We start from the raw sequence: 19,174 nt of genomic DNA, 5'->3' as shown, positions 1-19,174 counted from the left end.
CTGCAGCGCCTGTTCAATCCACTGCGCAGGCAGGCTGCCTCGCACGACTCCCCACTGCTCGGGCGTGGCGTATTGATGGGTCTCGCACAGGTACTCTTGCAGCAGCATCGGCCGTCCGCCGGCCTCGTCCGGGCTCGGCTTTGTTCATACAGCCTGCACTGTACAAACAGCGAAGGCCCCGAAGGGCCTTTGCTTAACTGAGCGGCATTGGTCCCGGGGCCCGTTTTCACGAGAATCCCGGCCATGGGAGACCCCCGCAAGAACCTGTACGAACGCTACGCGCCGATCCGCCGCCCGCTGGAGGTGGCTTTCTGGATCGTGCTGATGACGCTTCAGGCCGCGTTCAGCACCACGGTGGCGATCATGGACGTGCGCACGCGCGCCGTGCCCCGGCCCAACTGGGAGGTCGCGACCTGGGAGGTGTCGAGCCACCTGGTGCTGTTGCTGCTGGTGCCGGCGCTGGCCGCGGTGGAGCGCTGGCTGTCGCCGCTGGCGCGCACCCACCTGCCGCGCTTCCTGGCCTGGCATCTGGTGGCGAGCGTGGTGTTCAGCGTGGTCCACGTGGTGGGCATGTTCGGGCTGCGGGCGCTGGTCTACGCCGCAGCCGGAGAGCGCTACGACTTCTGGGGCTGGGCCGGCCAGTGGGGCTACGAGTACCTGAAGGACGTGCGGGTGTACGCGAGCATCGTGTTCGGCATCTGGGCCTACCGGTTGTTCCTGCTGCGCCTGCAGGGCGAAGCGCGGGTGCTGGATGCGCCGGAGGAGGGCGTGGTGGCTGAGCCGGCTCCCGTCCCGGCCCCGGAATTGGCGAAAACGGAGGGATTCGAACCCTCCGTGCCCAATGCACCCCCGCCGCCGCCCGTCCGCCCCGAACGCTTCCTCGTCCGCAAGCTGCGCCGCGAATTCCTCATCGCCGCCACCGACATCGACTGGCTCCAGGCCGAGGGCAACTACGTCGGCCTGCACGTCAACGGCCACGACTACCTGCTGCGCTCCACGCTGACCGACTTCCTGGCCCAGCTCGACCCGGCGCTCTTCGTGCGCGTGCACCGCAGCCATGCGGTGAACCTGGGCCGCATCCGCGAGATCGAGCCGCTGGATGGCGGCGACGCCCGGCTGCACATGCACGACGGCACCACCGTGCCGTGCAGCCGGCGGTACCGCGACGCGCTGCGGGCGGGCGCCGGCGCCGCCTGAAGCGGTGCGCGAGGGGCCCGAACAAGGGCCTTGAGAGCCCGCTATTGGTTCATTTCGCACCATCAAAGAGCTTTCAGGCACCATTTTTGCTTCATTGGCCCGCCGTGCCGGTTGATTCAGGTGCGGCGCACCAATTCAAACCAAAAATCCGCAAGAAGCTCCAATGGATGCACTCAAACAGGGCGCAGACGCGCTGTTCATCCTTCTCGGCGCCATCATGGTCCTGGCCATGCACGCCGGCTTTGCCTTTCTCGAACTGGGCACCGTGCGCAAGAAGAACCAGGTCAATGCGCTGGTGAAGATCCTGGTCGACTTCTCGGTCTCGACCATCGTGTATTTCCTGGTGGGCTACGGCGTGGCCTATGGCACCCATTTCTTCGTGAGCGCCACCGAGCTGTCGGCCAGGAGCGGCTACGAACTGGTGAAGTTCTTCTTCCTGCTGACTTTCGCCGCGGCCATTCCGGCCATCATTTCGGGCGGCATCGCCGAGCGCGCCAAGTTCTGGCCGCAGCTGATCGCCACGGCGGTGATCGTCGGCTTCGTCTACCCGCTCTTCGAGGGCATTGCCTGGAACAGGCATTTCGGCATCCAGGGCTGGATCGCCTCGCTCACTGGCCACGAGTTCCACGACTTCGCGGGCTCGGTGGTGGTGCATGCGGTGGGCGGCTGGCTGGCGCTGCCGGCGGTGCTGCTGCTGGGCGCGCGGCGCAACCGCTACCGGGGCGACGGCTCGCTGAGCGCGCATCCGCCGTCGAACATTCCGTTCCTGGCGCTGGGCGCGTGGGTGCTGTGCGTGGGCTGGTTCGGCTTCAACGTGATGAGTGCGCAGAGCATCGACAAGATCTCCGGCCTGGTGGCCGTCAACTCGCTGATGGCGATGGTCGGCGGCACGCTGGTGGCGCTGGCCATGGGCAAGAACGACCCGGGCTTCGTCTACAACGGCCCGCTCGCCGGCCTGGTGGCGGTGTGCGCCGGCTCCGACCTGATGCACCCGCTGGGCGCCCTGGTGGTGGGCGGAGTGGCTGGCGGCATCTTCGTCAAGCTGTTCACGCTCACGCAGAACAAGTGGAAGATCGACGACGTGCTCGGCGTGTGGCCGCTGCACGGCCTGTGCGGCACCTGGGGCGGCATCGCGGCCGGCATCTTCGGCACCCAGGCGCTGGGCGGCATCGGCGGCGTGAACGTGTGGGCGCAGCTCATCGGCACCCTGATGGGCGTGGCCTGGGCCGCGCTGGCGGGCGCGGCGGTGTACGGCGCGCTCAAGGCGGTGGCGGGGCTGCGGCTGTCGCAGGAAGAGGAATACGACGGCGCCGACCTGTCGATCCACCACATCTCGGCGACGCCGGAGCGCGAAGTGAACTGGTGAGCGGGCCGAACGTGGCGCCGGAGGCGCGCGAGGCGCGAAATGGCCGTCTGTAGCAAACTTGCCGGCTGTTTCGTCCACTTTCCATCGCCCCATGACCCTCTCGCCCCCCGCCCTCGAAGTCCTCCCCCGCGACCTGTCCGCCTACCGCAAGGGCAATGTCGGCGTCGACTACGTGCACCGCTTCGAGTCCGGCAAGCCCGGCCCGCATGTGCTGATCAACGCGCTCACGCACGGCAATGAGATCTGCGGCATGACGGCGGCCACGCACCTGCTCGACAACAATGTGCGCCCGAAGATCGGCACGCTCACCGTGAGCTTCGCCAACGTGGCGGCCTACGAATCCTTCAACGAGGCGCTGCCCTTCGACAGCCGGCAGCTGGTGCACAACCTCAACCGCATCTGGTCGCCCGAATGGCTGGACGGCAAGGAAGACAGCCCCGAGCTGAGCCGCGCGCGCATCCTGCGCCCGGTGGTGGAAGCGGCCGACCACATCCTCGACATCCACTCGACCAGCCAGCCCGTGGTGCCCTTCTGGGTGTACCCGGCCTTCGAGCGCAACGCCAAGGTCGCCCTGGCCATCGGCCGACCCTCGGTGCACCTCGTGATGCCCGACGGCCTGGGCTCGGGCACGCCGCTCATCCAGTACGGCAGCCACGGCGGCCCCGACGGCAAGGGCGTGGCGATGGTGGTCGAGTGCGGCCAGCACTTCCTGCGTTCGGCATCCGACCTCGCCACCGCCGTCACGTATGACTTCCTCGCCTACTTCGGCCTGGTCGACAAGGACCCGGCGAGCCCGCCGCCCGAGCCGCAACGGCGCTTCCAGCTGCTGCAGACCTACGTCATCAAGTCGCCCGACTTCGCCTTCGTGCGCCCGCTCATCGGCTTCGAGACCTTCGCCAAGGGCGAGCTGATCGCGACCAACGGCGACGAGGAAATCCGTGCCCTGTGCGACGACTGCACGATCTTCATGCCCGCCCAGCGTGCGATCGTGGGGCGGGAGGCGGTGTATCTGACCAAGCCGATCTGATACTCAGCGTCCCTGAGCCAACCAGGGGCGCAGAGGCTCAGGTTTCCAACAGCCGCACGACCTGCTCGCGAAGCGACGGCAAATCGTGCTGGATGGTTCGCCAGACAAGGGTGTGATCGATGGTGAAGTAGCCGTGGGAAAGCGCGTTGCGCATCTCGTAGGCGAAGCGCCATGGAACAGCGGGGTGGGCCAGCGCGAACTCCGCGTGGTGCTTCACGATGTTGTTGCTGGCTTCGCCGATGACTTCCAGGTTGCGCACCACCGCGTCCTGGGTCTTTCGATCGGCCAGATAACTGTCGGCTGTAGCGTCGCTCGTGTACTCGCGGATGCTGTCGATCGCCTGCAGGATGTGGCCCAGGTAATCCGCCACCCGTTGCGGATCTCTTCGGCTCATACCGGCACAGCCTCGCGCAGCACCTGATCGCGAAACTTGGGAGGCAGGCCGTTGGGCGTGAGTACGTCTACTTCCATGCCCAGAAGACTCTTCAGCTCATGCCTGATGGCCCCGATGTCCATGAGCGTGGTTTGCGCCGTGGGCTCCACCAGCAGATCGAGGTCGCTGTCGGCCTCATCCTCGCCGCGCAATGCTGAACCGAAGACTCGCACACTGCTGACGTGATGGCTCAACGCGATCTCGCGGATGCGATCACGATGCAGCGACAGGGCTTCGGAGGGGCGCATGGTGCCGAGTGTAATGTTTGGCTGCCCAGGACCCTCGGGCCACGAGGCTGGTCCGCCTGCCAGCCGGTCAGCAGATCAGCAGGTGCCGGGGCTTGTCCACGGTGCTGTAGTCCGCGTGCCAATAGTGCGGGTCGTCGCAGGGGCTGAAGACGACCTTGGCGCTGGCATGGCGGTTGTCAAAGTGCTTGTCGAGCGTGACGTGCACCGAGCCAGTATCCGGCCAATCCGTGCCTGCGTCGCAGACGCAGCTGCCCGAGGCGATCTCGGCCGCGACGATGGCCTGCAGCGCGGGGTGCAGGCGCTCGTTGAGCAGGGCGAGGATGGCCCGCCGGCTACCGGGACGCAGCGACGTGGTGAGGCAGGCTTCGGTGAACATTGGCTGAGCCGTCATCGTTAGTCAGTCTTGTGCTCATGCTGGCGAGGATGCCTTGGACATTGGAATCGTCCTGCCCCGGCATTGGGGATAGTTGGCACAGCCCCAGAAGCTTCCGTCGTTCTTGGAAGAGTTCTTTTCGACCATCTTCGTGCCGCAACTGGCGCAGGTGGGTCGCCAGTATTCGCCTTCATAAGCCACGGCGAGCAGTGCGGCCTGCTGCTCCGGCGTGCGCTGGCCAATCAGCTTGAGCAAGGCCGCGCCGTCCTGCGCGTGAATGCCGTTGGCCTTCGCGAAGGCAAGGGCTTCGGCGGAGAAGGTCGAGCTCGTCACGTATGTGCCGCCCTTGAGCTGGTGCGATGCCATCACGCCGAAAAACTCGCGCATCTCCTTCACGCTCACGGCCTTGCTCTGCCAGTGCTTGCATTGAACGATGCGGGGCACATCGCTGTGCTTGGAGTAAAGCCATATGTCGATGCCGCCGTCCGCGCCATGCGATTGGCTGCGCGTGGTGAATCCGGCTTGCGCATAGAGCGCTTCGCACAATGCTTCGAAGCGGCGCCATTCGATGGCCGCAAGCACACCCGGGCCCCATTGCGGTTCGCGTTGCGGCGTGGGCTCGGAGGGAGAAGCCCTGGATTGAGAGGGCGCCGGGGCCGGTCCAGGCTCGTGCCGGGGGGCAGCAGAAGAAGAGGATGGCCTGGGACGGGACGGCTTGGCCGCAGGCGGCTGCGGCGCCGCATGTTCCGCCTCTGGCAGGGACTCCTTGCGGGTGACGAAGTAGTGCAAACCCAGCAGCACCGCGCCAAGGGCCAGCGCTGCCCAGCCTGCGGGCCGAAGCGCCGGACCGAGCGTGCCGATGACGGAGCCGTGCATGAAGCTCGGCCCTACCAGGAAGATGACGCCGATGATGGCCGCTATCCATCCCTTGCCTGCCAGCTCTCTCCGCGCGCGCTCGCGGCGTCGCTCGGCTCTTGTTTGTTTGGCCATTGCTCCAACCCACCCCTTGTATGAGTAGTGCGAGTTTAGGAGCTGGGCGAAATCAGGAGTTCAGGGTGAGTACTCAGGCCGCGATGAACAGCGCCGGATCCACCATCGCCCGATTCAGCATCACAGACCAATGCAGGTGCGGCCCCGTCACCCGCCCGGTCGCGCCCACGGCAGCCAGCGCTTCGCCGGTCTTCATCACGTCGCCGACCTTCACGTCGACGCGGCTCAGGTGGCAGTACATGGTCAGCAGGCCGCCGCCGTGGTCGAGCCAGACGGTGCCGCCGTTGAAGAAATAGTCTCCCGTGTCGATCACCTTTCCGGGCAGTGGCGCGAGCACCGGCGTGCCGGTGCCGGCGGCGATGTCCATGCCGCTGTGCGGATTGCGCGACTGGCCGTTGAACACGCGGCGCAGGCCGAAGGAGCTGGAGCGGCGGCCGGGGACGGGCACGCGCATCTGCAGGGCGGTGTCGGGGCGCATGTCGGTGAGGGTGGCCATCACGCCGGTGAGGTGGTCGCGTTCCTTGACGTAGCGCGCCTCGTCCTCGGGCGAGAGGTCGACGGTGCGCGGGGCCACGGTGAGGCGCTGTTCGCGGTATTGCTTCGGGGCGACGGTGTAGGCGATCTGGCGCTCGGGCTTGTCTTCGGTGCGCACGGTGATGTTCGCCTCGCCGGGTTCGGTTGCCAGGGGAATGCCGACGAGCGCGGTCCATTCGATGGCGTCGCCCACCACGAGCAGGGGGATGTCGCCCGCGAAGGCCTGCGGCCGCCTGGCCGACGGGCCCAGCGACAGGCGGGCCACGCCGCCGGGCACCTGCGAGGCGCGGGGCCATACGCCGGGTGTTGCCGCGGGCTGTTTCTTTGCCGTCGACTTGGTCGCGGCGTTGGCGTGCATCGCGGCGATCAGGCCGATGGTGCCGAGCACGGCGCTGCGGCGGTCGAGGGCGAGAGGGGTGAGGGAAGAGGAGGGCGTTTGCTTCATGTGAAGAGAAGGTCGGGAAGTCGGTGGATGGAGGGCGCTATCCGCTCCAGGTTCCGGGCGCGAGGCCTTCGAGCGTGTGAGGCCCGATCGCGGCACGGATCAGCCGCAGCGTCGGCAGCCCCACGGCCGCCGTCATGCGCCGCACCTGGCGGTTGCGGCCCTCGCGGATCGCGAGTTCGATCCACGCGGTGGGAATGCTCTTGCGCTCGCGGATGGGCGGCTGCCGTTCCCACACCTCGGGCGGCGGGTCGAGCAGCCGGGCTCGCGCCGGGCGCGTGGGGCCGTCGTTGAGCTGCACGCCATTGCGCAGCGCGGCAAGCGCCGCTTCGGTCGGCTCGCCTTCGACCTGCACCCAGTAGATCTTTTCCATCTTGAAGCGCGGGTCGGCGATGCGCGCCTGGAGCTTGCCGTCGTCGGTGAGCAGCAGCAGGCCCTCGCTGTCGGCGTCGAGCCGGCCGGCGACGTAGACGCCCGGAATGTCGATGAACTCCTTCAGCCCGCGCCAGCGGCCTTCGGGTGTGAACTGGCTGAGCACGCCGTACGGCTTGTTGAAGCGGATCAGGCGGGAGGAGGACGGCGAAGGCGACGCAGGTGGTGAGAGCGAAGAACGAGGGGACGAAGGGCTCGGACGATTCATGTGCCGACAGGATAGCCCGGGTCTGTCCTGCAACCGCCGGCGGCCGGCGCGGCTCCAATCAGCCTGTTCATTCGAGACACAGGGAATCCGGTATGACGACGATGCGAAGCTCCATCCAACTCGCCTGCGCGGCGATGGCCGGCCTGCTGCTGGCGGCGTGCAACAGCCCGGGCATCCGCGTGGGCGGCGCGCCCGAGGCCAGCGTGAAGAACTGCGTGGCAGCGGCGGCGCGCGAACTCAGGGTGCCGCCGGCCAGCATCGTCGTCGACAAGGGCACGACGCCGCGCGACGGTGTCTACACGATCAACCTGAGGGTCGGGCCGCAGGGGCGCTCGGCGGTGTGCACCACCGACGAGAACAGCGCGGTGATCGGGGTGGTCTACAAGCGGCCCGAGTAAATACGGGCCAGCTTGCTTACTTGCCCCAGCTGTCCCGCATGCCGGCGGCGCGGTTGAACACCGGCTTGCCGACATCGGCGCTGGCCTTCGCGTCGAGCACGAAGTAGCCGTGACGCTCGAACTGGATACCGACGCCCGGCTCGGCCTTGGCCAGCGAGGGCTCGACGAAGGCCGAACACACTTCCAGGCTGTTCTTGTTCAGCTCTTCCAGCAGCTCGCCGCTGCCCGGGTGGGCCTCGGCGAAGAGGCGCTCGTAGAGCCGCACCTCGGCCTGCACCGCGTCGGCGGCCGCCACCCAGGTGATGTTGCCCTTCACCTTGATCGCATCGGCGCCGGGGGTGCCGCTCTTGGTGTCGGGCACCAGGTTGGCCTGCACTTCGACGAGCCTGCCGTCGGCGTCTTTGGTGCCGCCGGTGCATTCGATGACGTGGCCGTACTTCAGCCGCACCTTGTTGCCGGGGAAGAGGCGGAAGAAGCCCTTGGGCTGTACTTCCTCGTAGTCGGTGCGTTCGATCCAGACTTCGCGGCCGAGCTTGAACTCGCGCTGGCCCATCTCGGGGTGGTGCGGATGCACGGGGGCCGAGCAGTTGTCCAGCGCATCGTCGCCGCCCATCAGCTCGCCCCAGTTGGTGATGACGAGCTTGACCGGGTCGAGCACGGCCATGGCGCGCGGTGCGACGGGGTCGAGGGTGTCGCGCAGCGCGGCCTCGAGGCTGGCGTAGTCGATCCAGCCGCCCGACTTGGTGGTGCCGCTGCGCTCGCAGAACAGGCGCAGCGCCTCGGGCGTGTAGCCGCGGCGGCGCAGGCCGGCGATGGTGGGCATGCGTGGGTCGTCCCAGCCGTCGACGTACTTCTCTTCGACCAGCTGGCGCAGCTTGCGCTTGCTGGTGAGCACGTGGGTCACGTTCAGGCGCGCGAATTCGTACTGGCGCGGGTGCGGGCTGGCGATGAGGCCGCCTTCGGCGAGGCGGTCGAGCAGCCAGTCGTAGAAGGGGCGCTGGTCCTCGAACTCCAGCGTGCAGATGCTGTGGGTGATCTGCTCCAGCGCATCCTCGATGGGGTGCGCGTAGGTGTACATCGGGTAGATGCACCACTTGTCGCCTGTGTTGTGGTGATGGGCACGGCGCACGCGGTACAGCGCGGGGTCGCGCATGTTGATGTTGGTGCTGGCCATGTCGATCTTCGCGCGCAGGATGGCGGCGCCGTCGGCCACCTGGCCGTCGCGCATGGCACGGAAGCGCGCGAGGTTCTCTTCGGGCGTGCGGGTGCGGAAGGGGCTGTCGGTGCCGGGCGTGTTGAAGTCGCCACGGTTCGCGCGCACTTCCTCGGCGGTCTGCTCGTCCACGTAGGCGAGGCCGGCGCCGATCAGGTATTCGGCGGCCTCATACATGAAGTCGAAATAGTCGCTCGCGAAGTACTCGTGCGGCTGCAGGGTGCCGGGGGCGCTGGGGCGGTCGGCGAGGTAGGTCTCGTAGCCCAGCCACTTCACCGCGTCGCGGATGGAGTCGACGTATTCCTGGTCTTCCTTCTCGGGGTTGGTGTCGTCGAAACGCAGGTGGCTCACACCGCCGTATTCCTTGGCCAGCTCGAAGTTGAGCCAGATGCTCTTGGCGTGGCCGATATGCAGGTAGCCGTTGGGCTCGGGTGGAAAGCGCATGCGCACCTTGGCCGGATCGGCCATGCCCTGCGCGTGATGGGCGGCGTTGCCGGGCGATCCGCCCCACTTGCGGCCAGAATAGGCACCCTGCGCGAGGTCGTTCTCGATCACATGGCGCAGGAAATTGCTCGGTGCAGCGGTCGTTTTGGTGCCGCTTTTGTCGGTCGGGGAGGTCATTGCGGCATTTTAGGGGGCACCCCTCATGGGTTACCTTTGGCAACGTTCTTCACATTGGCCCGTGCACCCCGTTTGCATTTGCCGCGTTCAATACACCACATGGGCGGTTCAGATCCGAACGCAGCCCAACCAAACAAGGAGTGCAGGATCATGAGCTTCACACGTTCAACCTTTTTCAAGTGGGCTGCCGCAAGCGTGGTGGCGGCCGGTGCATTGTTTGCCGCCACTTCGGCCAGCGCCCGCAGCGACGTGAGCTGGTCGATCGGCGTCGGCGTCCCCGGTGTGGCGGTAGGCGTGGGCAGCCCGGCCTACTACCCGGCCCCGGTCTACGTGCCGCCGGCCCCCGTCTACTACGCGCCGCCGCCCCCGGTCTACTACCGCCCGCCGCCGGTCTATTACCGTCCGGCCCCGGTCTACTACGGCCCGCCGGCCTATTACGGCCCGCGCTACTACGGTCGTGGCTACTACCGCGGACATGGCCACTGGCGCTAAAAGGCCACGGCAATCGTGACTGAATGAAAAAAGCCGGCCCCGAAAGGGTCGGCTTTTTCTTTGGGCGCTCGCCCCGCCGATTTCACATCGCGCGAAAAAGATGGGCGTAGAGCCGGCTGACCGCGATCTTCTCGGCCCGACCGCGCAGCATCAGGTGCAGCTTGCCGGCCTCGTCACGGTGCACCGATTCGATGGCCGAGCTGCGCACCACCACCGCCCGGTGCACCTGCCAGAAGGTGTCGGCGTCGAGTTGGGGCAGCAGCTGCTTCAGGGGCGTGCGGATCAGGTACTCGTGCGTGGCTGTCAGCACGCGCAGGTATTTGTCGGCTGCCTCGAAGTAAAGAACTTCATCGATCGGCACCATGCGAACGGTGCTGCCGCCCGCGTCGCTGGCGGCGATCATGCGCAGCGGTGCCGGGCCGGGTGCGCCGGCCCCGGCTGCCCCGAGCACCTGGCGCCACTGGGCGAGCGTCTGCTCCAGCGCCGCATCGGCCAGCGCGGGTGTGGCCGCCGGCTGCCTCGCGGCGAGCGCCTGCTGCAGCCGGGCTACGGTCTTTCGAAGACGATCAGGCTGCACCGGCTTGAGCACGTAATCGATGGCCTGCGCCTCGAAGGCGCGGGCGGCGTATTCGTCGTAGGCCGTCACGAACACCAGCTGGGGCATGGGCGCCTCGTCGGCGGGCCAGCAGTCGGCCAGTTCGGCGGCGGCGCCGAGGCCGTCGAGCCCGGGCATGCGGATGTCGAAGAAGAGCACCTGCGGCAGCAGGCGCAGCGCCTCGCGCACGGCACTGCGGCCGTCGCCCGCGGTGGCGACGATCTGCAGTTCGGGCCATGCGGCGGCCAGTTCGGCCTTGAGGGCCTGGGCCAGGAGGGGCTCGTCCTCGGCGATGAGTGCGGTGGGGGTGGCTGTGGTCATCTTGTCGTTGTTGTCCAGTCGTGTCGTGTTGCGCTCAGGCGGGCGCCGGAAAGCTCAGCGTGGCGAGGGTGCCGCCCGAAGGCGAGGGCGCCAGGCTCATGCGGCCGCGCTCGCCGTACACCGTGGCCAGCCGCTCGCGCACCTGCTCCAGCCCGAAGCCGCTGCCCTGCGACGGCGGCGCCGCGCCGAGGCCCACGCCGGTGTCGCTCACTTCGATCACGAGCAAACCGCTTTCTTCTTCCTTTCGCGCGCGCACCGCGATCTCGCCGCCTTCCACCTTCGGCTCCAGGCCGTGGCGGATGCTGTTTTCCACCAGCGGCTGCAGCAGCAGCGGCGGCACCGGCGCGTCGCGCAGGTCCTGCGGCAGCTCGAGCGTGTAGCGCAACCGGTCGCCCATGCGCACCGACATCAGCTCCAGGTAGTCGCCCAGCCGCTCGAACTCGGCCGACAGCGGATGCGAGAGCACGCGCGAGCCGCTGAGCGTCATGCGCAGGTAGCTGTTGAGCCGGTCGAGCATGGCCACGGCGCGCGGCGGGTCGACGGTGATCAGCACGCGCAGGTTGGCCAGCGTGTTGAACAGCATGTGCGGCTCCAGCTGCGTCTCCAGCAGCTTCAGCCGCGCCTCGGTGGCGTTGCGCTGCGCCAGCTCGATCTGGCTCTGCATGTGCTTGCTCTTGCCGAGGCTGTAGAAGAAGAAGCACATGCCGATCGTCGCGATGATGGTGATCGTGACGCCGGTGGCCAGCTTGTGGCCCTTGATGTCCAGGAAGTCGAACCGGGGCGCGCCGAACACGGCATCGCCGATGAGGTTTCCCACGAAGAAGCCGACGGCCACGCCCATCGTGATCAGCACGAAGCCCCCTGGCCAGTTCGGCCAGTGGTTTTCGCGGTGTCCGCTGAGCAGTAGCCGTCCGGTGTCGATGAACAGCCAGCTGGCCAGGCCGATCGACAGCGAATAGACCAGGTGGCCGGCCCAGTTGTCGCCGCCGGTGATGGTCATCACGATGGCGATGAGGCAGCAGAAGACGGCGGTGATCAGGCCATGCCGCAGCATGTCCCGGAGGTTTCCAGGCCGGAACCTGCCGGGCGTGTCGGGCGCGGGCTGCACAAGGCTCATTCGCGGTCCCGCGAAGCCAGGGCGCGGCGTTCGCGCTCCACCAGCCTGTCGAAGAAGCCGCCGCCGGGCGCGATGAACCAGACCACCGCCCCATGGATCAGGAGCCCCAGCCCCCAGCCCATGAGCGGATACATCGCCCAGCTGCGGCCGTTGGCGGCCGAGATGGCGACCAGGCCCAGGTTGACCAGCACGTAGACGAAGGCGTGGATGTACCAGCCCATCTTGGCGCCGGCACGGCGGCGGGCAAGGCGCTCGACGTCGGAGCGGGAGGAATCGGACGATGCGTAGGAAGTCATGACAGCTCCTTGTATTGGACAGGGATGAAATCGGTGGCCACGGCGGGCTGCGGCGCCGCCTGCAGGGCCGCGCGCTGGCGCAGTTCCTCGGTTGTGTCGCCGGGGCCCTCGGGCTTCCAGCCGGGCGGCTTCACGAGGTAGCCGACGAAGGCGCGCACCGAGCGGGCCGAAGCCAGGTCGCGAAAGAGCGCGCGCCACTGGCCGAACTCGATCTCCAGGATGTTGTGCGTGGTGACCGGGTTGACGAGGCCGTAGCGGCAGGGCACGTCGGCGCGCTCGGGGATGTAGGTGCCGAACAGGCGGTCGAACACGATCAGCACGCCGCCGTAGTTGCCGTCCAGGTATTCCAGGTTGGAGGCGTGGTGCACGCGATGGGCCGAGGGGGTGTTCAACACCCATTCGAGCGGGCCGAGGCGCGGAATCCAGGTCGCGTGGATCCAGAACTGGTACAGCAGGTTCAGCGTGAGCATCAGCAGGATCACCCGGGGCGGCATGCCCAGCAACGGCGCCAGCATGAAGAAGGCCAGGGTGCCGGTGAGGCGGCCGGTCCAGCCGAACCGGTAAGCGGCCGACAGGTTCAGCTGGTTCGGCGAATGGTGGATGGAATGGGTGCACCAGAACCAGCGCACCCGGTGCGCGGCGCGGTGATACCAGTAGTAGCAGAACTCCTGGCCGACGAAGCAGGCGGCCCAGCCGGTCCAGTGGTCCATCGGCAGGGTGAAGAGGCGGTGGGCGTAGAACCAGTCCATCGCGCCGGTCCAGAAGGCCAGGGGCAATAGCCAGCGCAGGGGGTATTCGCGCACCAGGAAGTCGGACACCGAGACGCCGGCGGCCTTCCAGTCGTAGCTGCGCCAGCCGTTGCGCCACGAGAGCGCCAGGGCCTCGGCGATGGAGGCGACGAGCACCACCGTGACGGAGATCTTGAGGATGAGCAAGAGCGCGTTCATGGTGGTGTGTCTTCTTCTGGAAGTCGTGGCTCGGGAATATTAGGCGGCGCGGGCGGCGGCAGCCATAGCGTCAGTGCGGATGGCCAGCTTCCACAGGCGCACGGCGCGGGCCGCGAACACACCGGTGAAGGCGCCATACAGCACGGGCACCACGAGGGCGAGGGTGGGCTGGTGGCGCAGTTCGGGGTGCATGGCCAGGGTGGCGCCCACCACGTACTTGGTCAGGAAGATGCCCATCATGAGCGCGAGCGGCACCGGGCTGCCGGCCACGTCGAACTGGCGCGTGGCGGCGTCGTAGCGGGTGGCGGCGGGCAGCGGGCGCTGCAGCACCAGCGCCGCCATCACGGCCGCGGCGGCGGCCCAACCCAGCAGGGCGCCGAAGGAGTCGCCGAATACCGAGACCACGCCGTAGAGCGACAGGCCGCCCATGGCGACGGGCATCAGCGTGACGCGGGTCAGGCTGACCTGGTTGGCCAGCAGTTGCCTGGCGCCGAGCCACAGCAGCAGGAAGAAGACGGCGAAAACCCACTTGGGCGTGTGAAGGATGATCTGCATCAGCATGGCGGCACTCCGTTGAAGGTGAAGGTGAAGAAAGGCCGAAAAAGCGGTTGAAGGGAATCGATGGGGTGGACTGTGCCGGTGCCCCCCGGCCACCACCACCACCGTGCGACGGAATGCGCGCAGCCGGCGCGAATTGCAGCCGGGCGGCGTGAATTGCGGGGCTTCGCGGGGCATCAGGGAGGCTTCCGGGCTGCCCCAGCCAGCTTTACCGCCGCTTTACGGCCCAGCAAAGAGCCGGACTACCATCCGCGCTGTACTACGCTGGTCCGTACCTTCGCTCCTCTCGCACCTCTCGCACGCACCGCCCATGGAACAACAAAAACCAACCGAGCCTCTGCCTTCCACCGTGTCTCCCACGCATCCGGCGGTCCGCAGGCGCCGTTGGATGGGCAGCCTGCTGGCCCTGCTGCTGCTGGCGGTGCTGGGCGGCGGCGCGTGGTACCTGGTCCAGCGTTCGAAGATGCCGGCGGCCGGCCCTGGCGCGGGCCCCGGGGCCGGCCGGCRGGGCGGGCCCGGAGGCCCGGGCGGCTCGGGGCGGGGTGGTGGCGGCGCGGCGTTCAGCACGGTCGGCATCGCGACCGCCAGGCAGGCCGACATTCCGGTGCAGCTGGAGGCGCTGGGCACCGTCACGCCGCTGGCCAACGTGATCGTCCAGCCGCAGGTGTCGGGCGTGCTCACGGCCGTGCTGTTCCAGGAAGGACAGATGGTCAGGAAGGGCGACGTGCTCGCCACCATCGATCCGCAGCCGTTCCAGAACGCGCTGGCGCAGGCCACCGGCGCCCGCCAGCGCGACGAGGCGCAGCTCGCGGCGGCGCGCGTCACGCTGCAGCGCTACCAGACCCTGCTGGGGCAGGACTCCATCGCCCGGCAGGACGTCGACACCCAGGCCGCGCTGGTCAAGCAGCTCGAAGGCACCGTGGCCATCGACCGCGCCAACGAGAACACCGCCAGGCTGAATCTCACCTGGAGCCGCATCACCGCGCCGGTGAGCGGGCGCATCGGCCTGCGGCCGGTGGACGCGGGCAACTACATCTCCACCGGCACGACCAACGGCATCGCGACCATCACGCAGATCGCGCCCATCGACGTCGAGTTCGCCATTCCGCAGGACCGCGTGCCCGAGGTGCAGGAGCGCCTGGCCCAGGGCGCGAAGCTCGACGCCACCGCCTTCGACCGCACCCGCACGCGCCGCCTTGCAAGCGGCACCTTCTCCACGCTGGACAACCTGGTCGACACCGCCACCGGCACCGTCAAGGCCAAGGCCCGCTTCTCCAACGCCGACAACTCGCTGTTCCCGAACCAGTTCGTCAACCTGCGGCTGCTGCTGCGCACCGTGAGCAGCGCCGTGGTGGTGCCCGTCACGGCGCTGCGCCATGGCCCCAACGGCGACTTCGTGTACGTGCTGAACGAGGACAGCACCGTGTCGCAGCGGCCGGTGACGCGCGGCGAATCGAGCGTGGACAACGTGGCGATCATGTCGGGCCTGAAGGCCGGCGAGCAGGTCGTGACCGAAGGCGGCGACCGGCTGAAGGACGGTGCGCGGGTGCAGACCCAGGTCGACCGTCCGGCCGGCGCGGCATCGGCGCCTGCGGGCGGCACGCATCGCGGGCGCCGCCAGGGTGGCCAGGGCGGACAAGGCGCCGCTGGCGCGGGCGCGCCCAAGGCCGGTGAAGCCGGCCCGGCAGCGGCTGCCCCGGCTACATCGCCGGCACCTTCCGTGCAACCGGCGCCCGCCGCTCCCGCAAGCCCCGCCAAGCTCCCGACCGCCGAGCAGCGTCAGCGCATGCTCGATTCCGCGAAGGACGACCCCGCGCAGCTCGAACGCCGCAAGCGTTTCCTCGAAGCGCTGGACCGCGGCGACCCTGCCGCGCTGGAGCGCTGGCAGCGCATGTCCGAAGGCCGAGGCGGCGAGGGCGCGCAGGGCAGGCGCAGCAATCAATGACGAGCGGTCGCAGCAGCATCAGCAGTACGGAGGCCCCGCGTTGAGCCCGTCACGTCCGTTCATCCTCCGGCCGGTGGCGACTTCGCTGCTGATGGTCGCCATCGTGCTGGCCGGCCTGGTGGCGTTCCGCTTCCTGCCGCTGTCGGCGCTGCCGCAGGTCGACTACCCGACCATCCAGGTGCAGACGCTCTACCCTGGGGGCAGCCCCGAGGTCATGAGCAACACCGTCACCGCGCCGCTGGAGCGCCAGTTCGGCCAGATGTCGGGCCTGGACCGCATGAGCTCGACCAGTGCCGCCGGCGTGTCGATCATCACGCTGCAGTTCTCGCTGGGCCAGACGCTGGACGTGGCCGAGCAGGAAGTTCAGGCCGCCATCAACGCCGGCGGCTCGCTGCTGCCGGCCGACCTGCCGGCGCCGCCGGTGTACGCCAAGGTCAACCCGGCCGATGCGCCGGTGCTCACGCTGTCCATCACCTCCGACACACTGCCGCTGACCGACGTGCAGAACCTCGTCAACACCCGGCTCGCGCAGAAGATCAGCCAGGTCTCGGGCGTGGGGCTGGTGTCGCTCAGCGGCGGGCAGCGCCCGGCGATGCGCATCCAGGCCAACACACAGGCGCTGGCGGCCAACGGCATCGGGCTGGACACGCTGCGCACCGCGATCTCGGCTGCCAACTCGAATGGCGCCAAGGGCAGCTTCGACGGACCGAAGCGTGCATACACGATCAATTCGAACGACCAGCTGATGACGGTCGACGACTACAAGAACCTGATCGTCTCGTACAAGAACGGCGCGCCGATCCGCATGGTCGACGTGGCGCAGGTGGTCAGCAGCGCCGAGAACAACCAGCTCGCCGCATGGGCCGGCAACAAGGCCGACGGCACCGGCAAGCTCTCGCCCGCGATCATCATGAACGTGCAGCGCCAGCCCGGCGCCAACGTGATCGCCACCGTCGACGCCATCAAGAAGCAGCTGCCCGAGCTTCAGGCCGGCCTGCCCGCCGGGCTGAAGATCGAGGTGCTCAGCGACCGCACCGCCGGCATCCGTGCTTCGGTGCAGCACGTCGAGATGGAACTGGTGCTGGCCGTGGTGCTCGTGGTGCTGGTGATCTTCGCCTTCCTGGGCAGCCTGCGCGCCACCGTCATCGCCAGCATCGCGGTGCCCATCTCGCTGATCGGCACCTTCGGGCTGATGTACCTGCTGGGCTACAGCCTCAACAACCTGAGCCTGATGGCGCTGACCATCGCCACCGGCTTCGTGGTGGACGACGCGATCGTGATGATCGAGAACATCGCGCGCTACATCGAGGAGGGCGAGAAACCCCTGCAGGCCGCGTTCAAGGGCGCCACGCAGATCGGCTTCACCATCATCTCGCTGACCGTGTCGCTCATCGCGGTGCTGATCCCGCTGCTCTTCATGGGCGACGTGGTGGGGCGCCTGTTCCGCGAGTTCGCGGTGACGCTGGCCATCACCATCCTGATCTCGGCAGTCGTTTCGCTCACGCTGGTGCCGATGATGTCGGCGCGCTGGCTCAAGCACGAAGAAAAGAAGCAGGTTTCGGACAAGGGCTTCGGCGCGCGCGCCCAGCGCTTCTTCAGCGGCGTGATGGTGCGCTACGACCGCTCGCTGCACTGGGTGATCGACCACCAGGCGCTCACGCTGCTGGTCGCGCTGCTCACCATGGTGCTGACCGTGGTGCTGTACCTCACCATCCCCAAGGGCCTGTTCCCCACCCAGGACACCGGCCAGCTCCAGGCCCGCGTGCAGGCCGCGCAGGACGTGTCGTTCGACCGCATGTCGCAGCTGCAGCTGCAGGCGGCGCAGGCCATCCTCGAAGACCCGGCGGTCGAGAACCTCAGCTCTTTTGTCGGCGTCGATGCCGCCAACAACACCATGCTGCACACCGGCAGCATGCTCATCAACCTCGTGAAGGACCGCGACAGCCAGCAGGTCGTGATGGACCGCCTGCGCGAGCGCGTGCGGCAGGTGGCAGGCGTCACGCTCTACCTGCAGCCCACGCAGGACCTCACCATCGACGCCGAAACCGGCCCCACCGAGTACCGCATGTCGCTCGAAGGCGTGGACAGCGCCGCCATCACCGAGTGGATGAAGAAGCTCGTGGCGAAGCTGCAGGAATCGGACAAGGTGCGCAACGTGAGCAGCGACGCCGGCGCACAGGGCCTGGCGGCCTTCGTGAACGTCAACCGCGACACGGCCGCGCGCCTGTCCATCACTGCGAGCACCGTGGACGACGCGCTCTACAGCGCCTTCGGCCAGCGCATCGTCTCGACCATCTTCACCGAGACGAACCAGTACCGCGTGATCCTCGAAGCCCAGCCCGGGATGGTGAATACGCCGCAGACGCTGGGGCAACTGAGCCTGATCGCTGGCTCGGGCACCGCGACGCCGCTGTCGGCCATCGCGCAGATCAGCGAGCAGCAGGCGCCGCTGCAGATCACGCACGTGGCGCAGTACCCGGCGAGCACGCTGAACTTCGACACCGCGCCTGGCGTTTCGCTCGGGGCTTCGGTCGATGCGATTCGCGCGGCGGCGAAGGAAATCGGGCTGCCCGGCAGCGTGACGATGACTTTCCTTGGGGCTTCGGGGGCTTACGAGAAGTCGCTGTCCAACCAGCTGTGGCTGATTCTGGCTGCGGTGGTGTGCGTGTACATCGTGCTGGGGGTGCTGTACGAGAGCTATGTGCATCCGCTGACGATCCTGTCCACGCTGCCCTCGGCTGGGGTTGGGGCGCTGCTGGCGCTGATGATCACGGGCAATGACCTGGGGGTGATCGGGATCATCGGGATCATTCTGCTGATCGGCATCGTGAAGAAGAACGCGATCATGATGATCGACTTTGCGATCGATGCAGAGCGGACTCAGGGGAAATCTCCTCGGGAGGCCATTCACCAGGCTGCCTTGTTGCGGCTCCGGCCCATCTTGATGACTACGTTGGCGGCGTTGTTTGCCGCTGTGCCGTTGATGTTGAGTTTTGGGGATGGGGCTGAGTTGAGGCGTCCTCTTGGGCTGGCGATTTTTGGGGGGCTGATCGTCAGTCAGTTGCTTACCTTGTTCACTACGCCTGTTATTTATTTGGCGTTTGATCGGTTGGGTGGGGGGAGTGCTCGGCGGGTTGAGATTGAGGAGGAGGCGGTTTGAGTCGTCTTTTCTTCTGTGGTGAGTTTGGATTCCGGGGCCGGGTCTCGCCCCGGCGGGCGACCTACTTTTCTTTGCTTCGCCAAAGAAAAGTAGGGGCGGTTTCAATTCTGAAGTGCAACACACTCGATCCTGAAGGGAAGAGCTTGCATGACCAGGAGTTACGAACAGCTGAGTGCCGAAGAGCGAGGGATGATCATGGCGATGAAGCTGCAGGGCAGCAGCGCCAGATTGATCTCCCGGACCTTGCGGCGTGCTCCCAGC

At 67.5% G+C, this 19,174-nt stretch carries 19 protein-coding genes; 7 read left to right on the top strand and 12 right to left on the bottom strand.

The window, feature by feature from the left end:
- Nucleotides 1-243: 243 nt before the first annotated feature.
- The 3 genes from QMO14_RS29620 (at nucleotide 244) to QMO14_RS29610 (ending at nucleotide 3,590) form a co-directional block, all read left to right on the top strand.
- Nucleotides 244-1,197 (top strand): LytTR family DNA-binding domain-containing protein, encoded by a 954-nt coding sequence (locus QMO14_RS29620; RefSeq protein WP_301511562.1) that lies wholly within the window; start codon nucleotides 244-246, stop codon nucleotides 1,195-1,197.
- 163 nt (nucleotides 1,198-1,360) lie between these two features.
- On the top strand, nucleotides 1,361-2,563 hold the full coding sequence (locus tag QMO14_RS29615) for an ammonium transporter (protein ID WP_301511561.1): 1,203 nt from the start codon (nucleotides 1,361-1,363) through the stop codon (nucleotides 2,561-2,563).
- Nucleotides 2,564-2,654: 91 nt separating this feature from the next.
- Nucleotides 2,655-3,590 (top strand): succinylglutamate desuccinylase/aspartoacylase family protein, encoded by a 936-nt coding sequence (locus QMO14_RS29610; protein WP_301511560.1) that lies wholly within the window; start codon nucleotides 2,655-2,657, stop codon nucleotides 3,588-3,590.
- A gap of 37 nt (nucleotides 3,591-3,627) precedes the next feature.
- Here the strand turns inward: QMO14_RS29610 and QMO14_RS29605 are convergent, their stop codons facing one another.
- The 6 genes from QMO14_RS29605 to QMO14_RS29580 all read right to left on the bottom strand — a co-directional run bounded on the left by QMO14_RS29605 (nucleotide 3,628) and on the right by QMO14_RS29580 (nucleotide 7,250).
- Nucleotides 3,628-3,984 (bottom strand): DUF86 domain-containing protein, encoded by a 357-nt coding sequence (locus QMO14_RS29605; protein WP_301511559.1) that lies wholly within the window; start codon nucleotides 3,982-3,984, stop codon nucleotides 3,628-3,630.
- Nucleotides 3,981-4,271 (bottom strand): nucleotidyltransferase family protein, encoded by a 291-nt coding sequence (locus QMO14_RS29600; RefSeq protein ID WP_301511558.1) that lies wholly within the window; start codon nucleotides 4,269-4,271, stop codon nucleotides 3,981-3,983. Before QMO14_RS29600 ends, QMO14_RS29605 begins: the two co-directional genes overlap by 4 nt.
- A gap of 67 nt (nucleotides 4,272-4,338) precedes the next feature.
- Nucleotides 4,339-4,662 (bottom strand): hypothetical protein, encoded by a 324-nt coding sequence (locus QMO14_RS29595; RefSeq protein ID WP_301511557.1) that lies wholly within the window; start codon nucleotides 4,660-4,662, stop codon nucleotides 4,339-4,341.
- Between the two features lie 18 nt (nucleotides 4,663-4,680).
- On the bottom strand, nucleotides 4,681-5,634 hold the full coding sequence (locus QMO14_RS29590; RefSeq protein ID WP_301511556.1) for a restriction endonuclease: 954 nt from the start codon (nucleotides 5,632-5,634) through the stop codon (nucleotides 4,681-4,683).
- A gap of 73 nt (nucleotides 5,635-5,707) precedes the next feature.
- Nucleotides 5,708-6,613: a M23 family metallopeptidase gene (locus QMO14_RS29585; protein ID WP_301511555.1), complete on the bottom strand. Its 906-nt coding sequence runs from the start codon at nucleotides 6,611-6,613 to the stop codon at nucleotides 5,708-5,710.
- A 37-nt stretch (nucleotides 6,614-6,650) separates the two neighbouring features.
- Nucleotides 6,651-7,250, bottom strand: coding sequence for a pseudouridine synthase (locus tag QMO14_RS29580; protein WP_301511554.1), 600 nt, complete (start codon nucleotides 7,248-7,250; stop codon nucleotides 6,651-6,653).
- Nucleotides 7,251-7,342: 92 nt separating this feature from the next.
- On the opposite strand from QMO14_RS29580, the gene QMO14_RS29575 reads away from it, so the two are divergent.
- Complete coding sequence (locus QMO14_RS29575) at nucleotides 7,343-7,648, top strand: hypothetical protein (RefSeq protein WP_301511553.1); 306 nt, start codon at nucleotides 7,343-7,345, stop codon at nucleotides 7,646-7,648.
- Nucleotides 7,649-7,664: 16 nt separating this feature from the next.
- Here the strand turns inward: QMO14_RS29575 and QMO14_RS29570 are convergent, their stop codons facing one another.
- Nucleotides 7,665-9,482 carry a glutamine--tRNA ligase/YqeY domain fusion protein gene (locus QMO14_RS29570; protein ID WP_301511551.1) on the bottom strand — a complete coding sequence of 606 codons (1,818 nt, stop codon included), beginning with the start codon at nucleotides 9,480-9,482 and terminating at the stop codon, nucleotides 7,665-7,667.
- 150 nt (nucleotides 9,483-9,632) lie between these two features.
- Here QMO14_RS29570 and QMO14_RS29565 point away from each other — a divergent pair, with 150 nt between their 5' ends.
- A complete protein-coding gene (locus QMO14_RS29565) occupies nucleotides 9,633-9,974 on the top strand; it encodes a hypothetical protein (RefSeq protein ID WP_301511549.1) in 342 nt (113 codons plus the stop codon).
- 82 nt (nucleotides 9,975-10,056) lie between these two features.
- Here the strand turns inward: QMO14_RS29565 and QMO14_RS29560 are convergent, their stop codons facing one another.
- The 5 genes from QMO14_RS29560 to QMO14_RS29540 are packed head-to-tail and all read right to left on the bottom strand — an operon-like array spanning nucleotide 10,057 to nucleotide 13,811.
- Nucleotides 10,057-10,890 (bottom strand): LytTR family DNA-binding domain-containing protein, encoded by an 834-nt coding sequence (locus QMO14_RS29560; RefSeq protein ID WP_301511548.1) that lies wholly within the window; start codon nucleotides 10,888-10,890, stop codon nucleotides 10,057-10,059.
- A 34-nt stretch (nucleotides 10,891-10,924) separates the two neighbouring features.
- Nucleotides 10,925-11,944 carry a sensor histidine kinase gene (locus QMO14_RS29555; protein WP_301511547.1) on the bottom strand — a complete coding sequence of 340 codons (1,020 nt, stop codon included), beginning with the start codon at nucleotides 11,942-11,944 and terminating at the stop codon, nucleotides 10,925-10,927.
- A gap of 59 nt (nucleotides 11,945-12,003) precedes the next feature.
- Nucleotides 12,004-12,303: a 2TM domain-containing protein gene (locus QMO14_RS29550; protein WP_301511546.1), complete on the bottom strand. Its 300-nt coding sequence runs from the start codon at nucleotides 12,301-12,303 to the stop codon at nucleotides 12,004-12,006.
- A complete protein-coding gene (locus QMO14_RS29545; RefSeq protein ID WP_301511545.1) occupies nucleotides 12,300-13,250 on the bottom strand; it encodes a sterol desaturase family protein in 951 nt (316 codons plus the stop codon). The genes QMO14_RS29550 and QMO14_RS29545 overlap by 4 nt, the downstream gene beginning before the upstream one ends.
- A gap of 39 nt (nucleotides 13,251-13,289) precedes the next feature.
- Nucleotides 13,290-13,811, bottom strand: a complete 522-nt coding sequence (locus tag QMO14_RS29540; RefSeq protein ID WP_301511543.1) for a DUF6622 family protein — start codon at nucleotides 13,809-13,811, stop codon at nucleotides 13,290-13,292.
- 307 nt (nucleotides 13,812-14,118) lie between these two features.
- On the opposite strand from QMO14_RS29540, the gene QMO14_RS29535 reads away from it, so the two are divergent.
- Both QMO14_RS29535 and QMO14_RS29530 read left to right on the top strand, forming a co-directional pair.
- Nucleotides 14,119-15,753 carry an efflux RND transporter periplasmic adaptor subunit gene (locus QMO14_RS29535; RefSeq protein WP_301511542.1) on the top strand — a complete coding sequence of 545 codons (1,635 nt, stop codon included), beginning with the start codon at nucleotides 14,119-14,121 and terminating at the stop codon, nucleotides 15,751-15,753.
- A gap of 40 nt (nucleotides 15,754-15,793) precedes the next feature.
- Entirely contained in the window at nucleotides 15,794-18,913 is a 3,120-nt protein-coding gene (locus QMO14_RS29530) for an efflux RND transporter permease subunit (protein ID WP_301511541.1), read from the top strand.
- The last annotated feature ends 261 nt before the right edge of the window (nucleotides 18,914-19,174 follow it).

Origin of the sequence: Variovorax sp. CAN15 (genome assembly GCF_030462475.1) — a bacterium.
Lineage (GTDB): Bacteria > Pseudomonadota > Gammaproteobacteria > Burkholderiales > Burkholderiaceae_C > Variovorax.
This window is presented reverse-complemented; position numbering and strand designations above follow the sequence as displayed.

Coding starts and splice junctions, on each gene's coding strand:
- QMO14_RS29620 (WP_301511562.1), top strand. CDS start 244: ATGGGAGACCCCCGCAAGAACCTGTACGAACGCTACGCGCCGATCCGC.
- QMO14_RS29615 (WP_301511561.1), top strand. CDS start 1,361: ATGGATGCACTCAAACAGGGCGCAGACGCGCTGTTCATCCTTCTCGGC.
- QMO14_RS29610 (WP_301511560.1), top strand. CDS start 2,655: ATGACCCTCTCGCCCCCCGCCCTCGAAGTCCTCCCCCGCGACCTGTCC.
- QMO14_RS29605 (WP_301511559.1), bottom strand. CDS start 3,984: ATGAGCCGAAGAGATCCGCAACGGGTGGCGGATTACCTGGGCCACATC.
- QMO14_RS29600 (WP_301511558.1), bottom strand. CDS start 4,271: ATGCGCCCCTCCGAAGCCCTGTCGCTGCATCGTGATCGCATCCGCGAG.
- QMO14_RS29595 (WP_301511557.1), bottom strand. CDS start 4,662: ATGACGGCTCAGCCAATGTTCACCGAAGCCTGCCTCACCACGTCGCTG.
- QMO14_RS29590 (WP_301511556.1), bottom strand. CDS start 5,634: ATGGCCAAACAAACAAGAGCCGAGCGACGCCGCGAGCGCGCGCGGAGA.
- QMO14_RS29585 (WP_301511555.1), bottom strand. CDS start 6,613: ATGAAGCAAACGCCCTCCTCTTCCCTCACCCCTCTCGCCCTCGACCGC.
- QMO14_RS29580 (WP_301511554.1), bottom strand. CDS start 7,250: ATGAATCGTCCGAGCCCTTCGTCCCCTCGTTCTTCGCTCTCACCACCT.
- QMO14_RS29575 (WP_301511553.1), top strand. CDS start 7,343: ATGACGACGATGCGAAGCTCCATCCAACTCGCCTGCGCGGCGATGGCC.
- QMO14_RS29570 (WP_301511551.1), bottom strand. CDS start 9,482: ATGACCTCCCCGACCGACAAAAGCGGCACCAAAACGACCGCTGCACCG.
- QMO14_RS29565 (WP_301511549.1), top strand. CDS start 9,633: ATGAGCTTCACACGTTCAACCTTTTTCAAGTGGGCTGCCGCAAGCGTG.
- QMO14_RS29560 (WP_301511548.1), bottom strand. CDS start 10,890: ATGACCACAGCCACCCCCACCGCACTCATCGCCGAGGACGAGCCCCTC.
- QMO14_RS29555 (WP_301511547.1), bottom strand. CDS start 11,944: ATGCTGCGGCATGGCCTGATCACCGCCGTCTTCTGCTGCCTCATCGCC.
- QMO14_RS29550 (WP_301511546.1), bottom strand. CDS start 12,303: ATGACTTCCTACGCATCGTCCGATTCCTCCCGCTCCGACGTCGAGCGC.
- QMO14_RS29545 (WP_301511545.1), bottom strand. CDS start 13,250: ATGAACGCGCTCTTGCTCATCCTCAAGATCTCCGTCACGGTGGTGCTC.
- QMO14_RS29540 (WP_301511543.1), bottom strand. CDS start 13,811: ATGCTGATGCAGATCATCCTTCACACGCCCAAGTGGGTTTTCGCCGTC.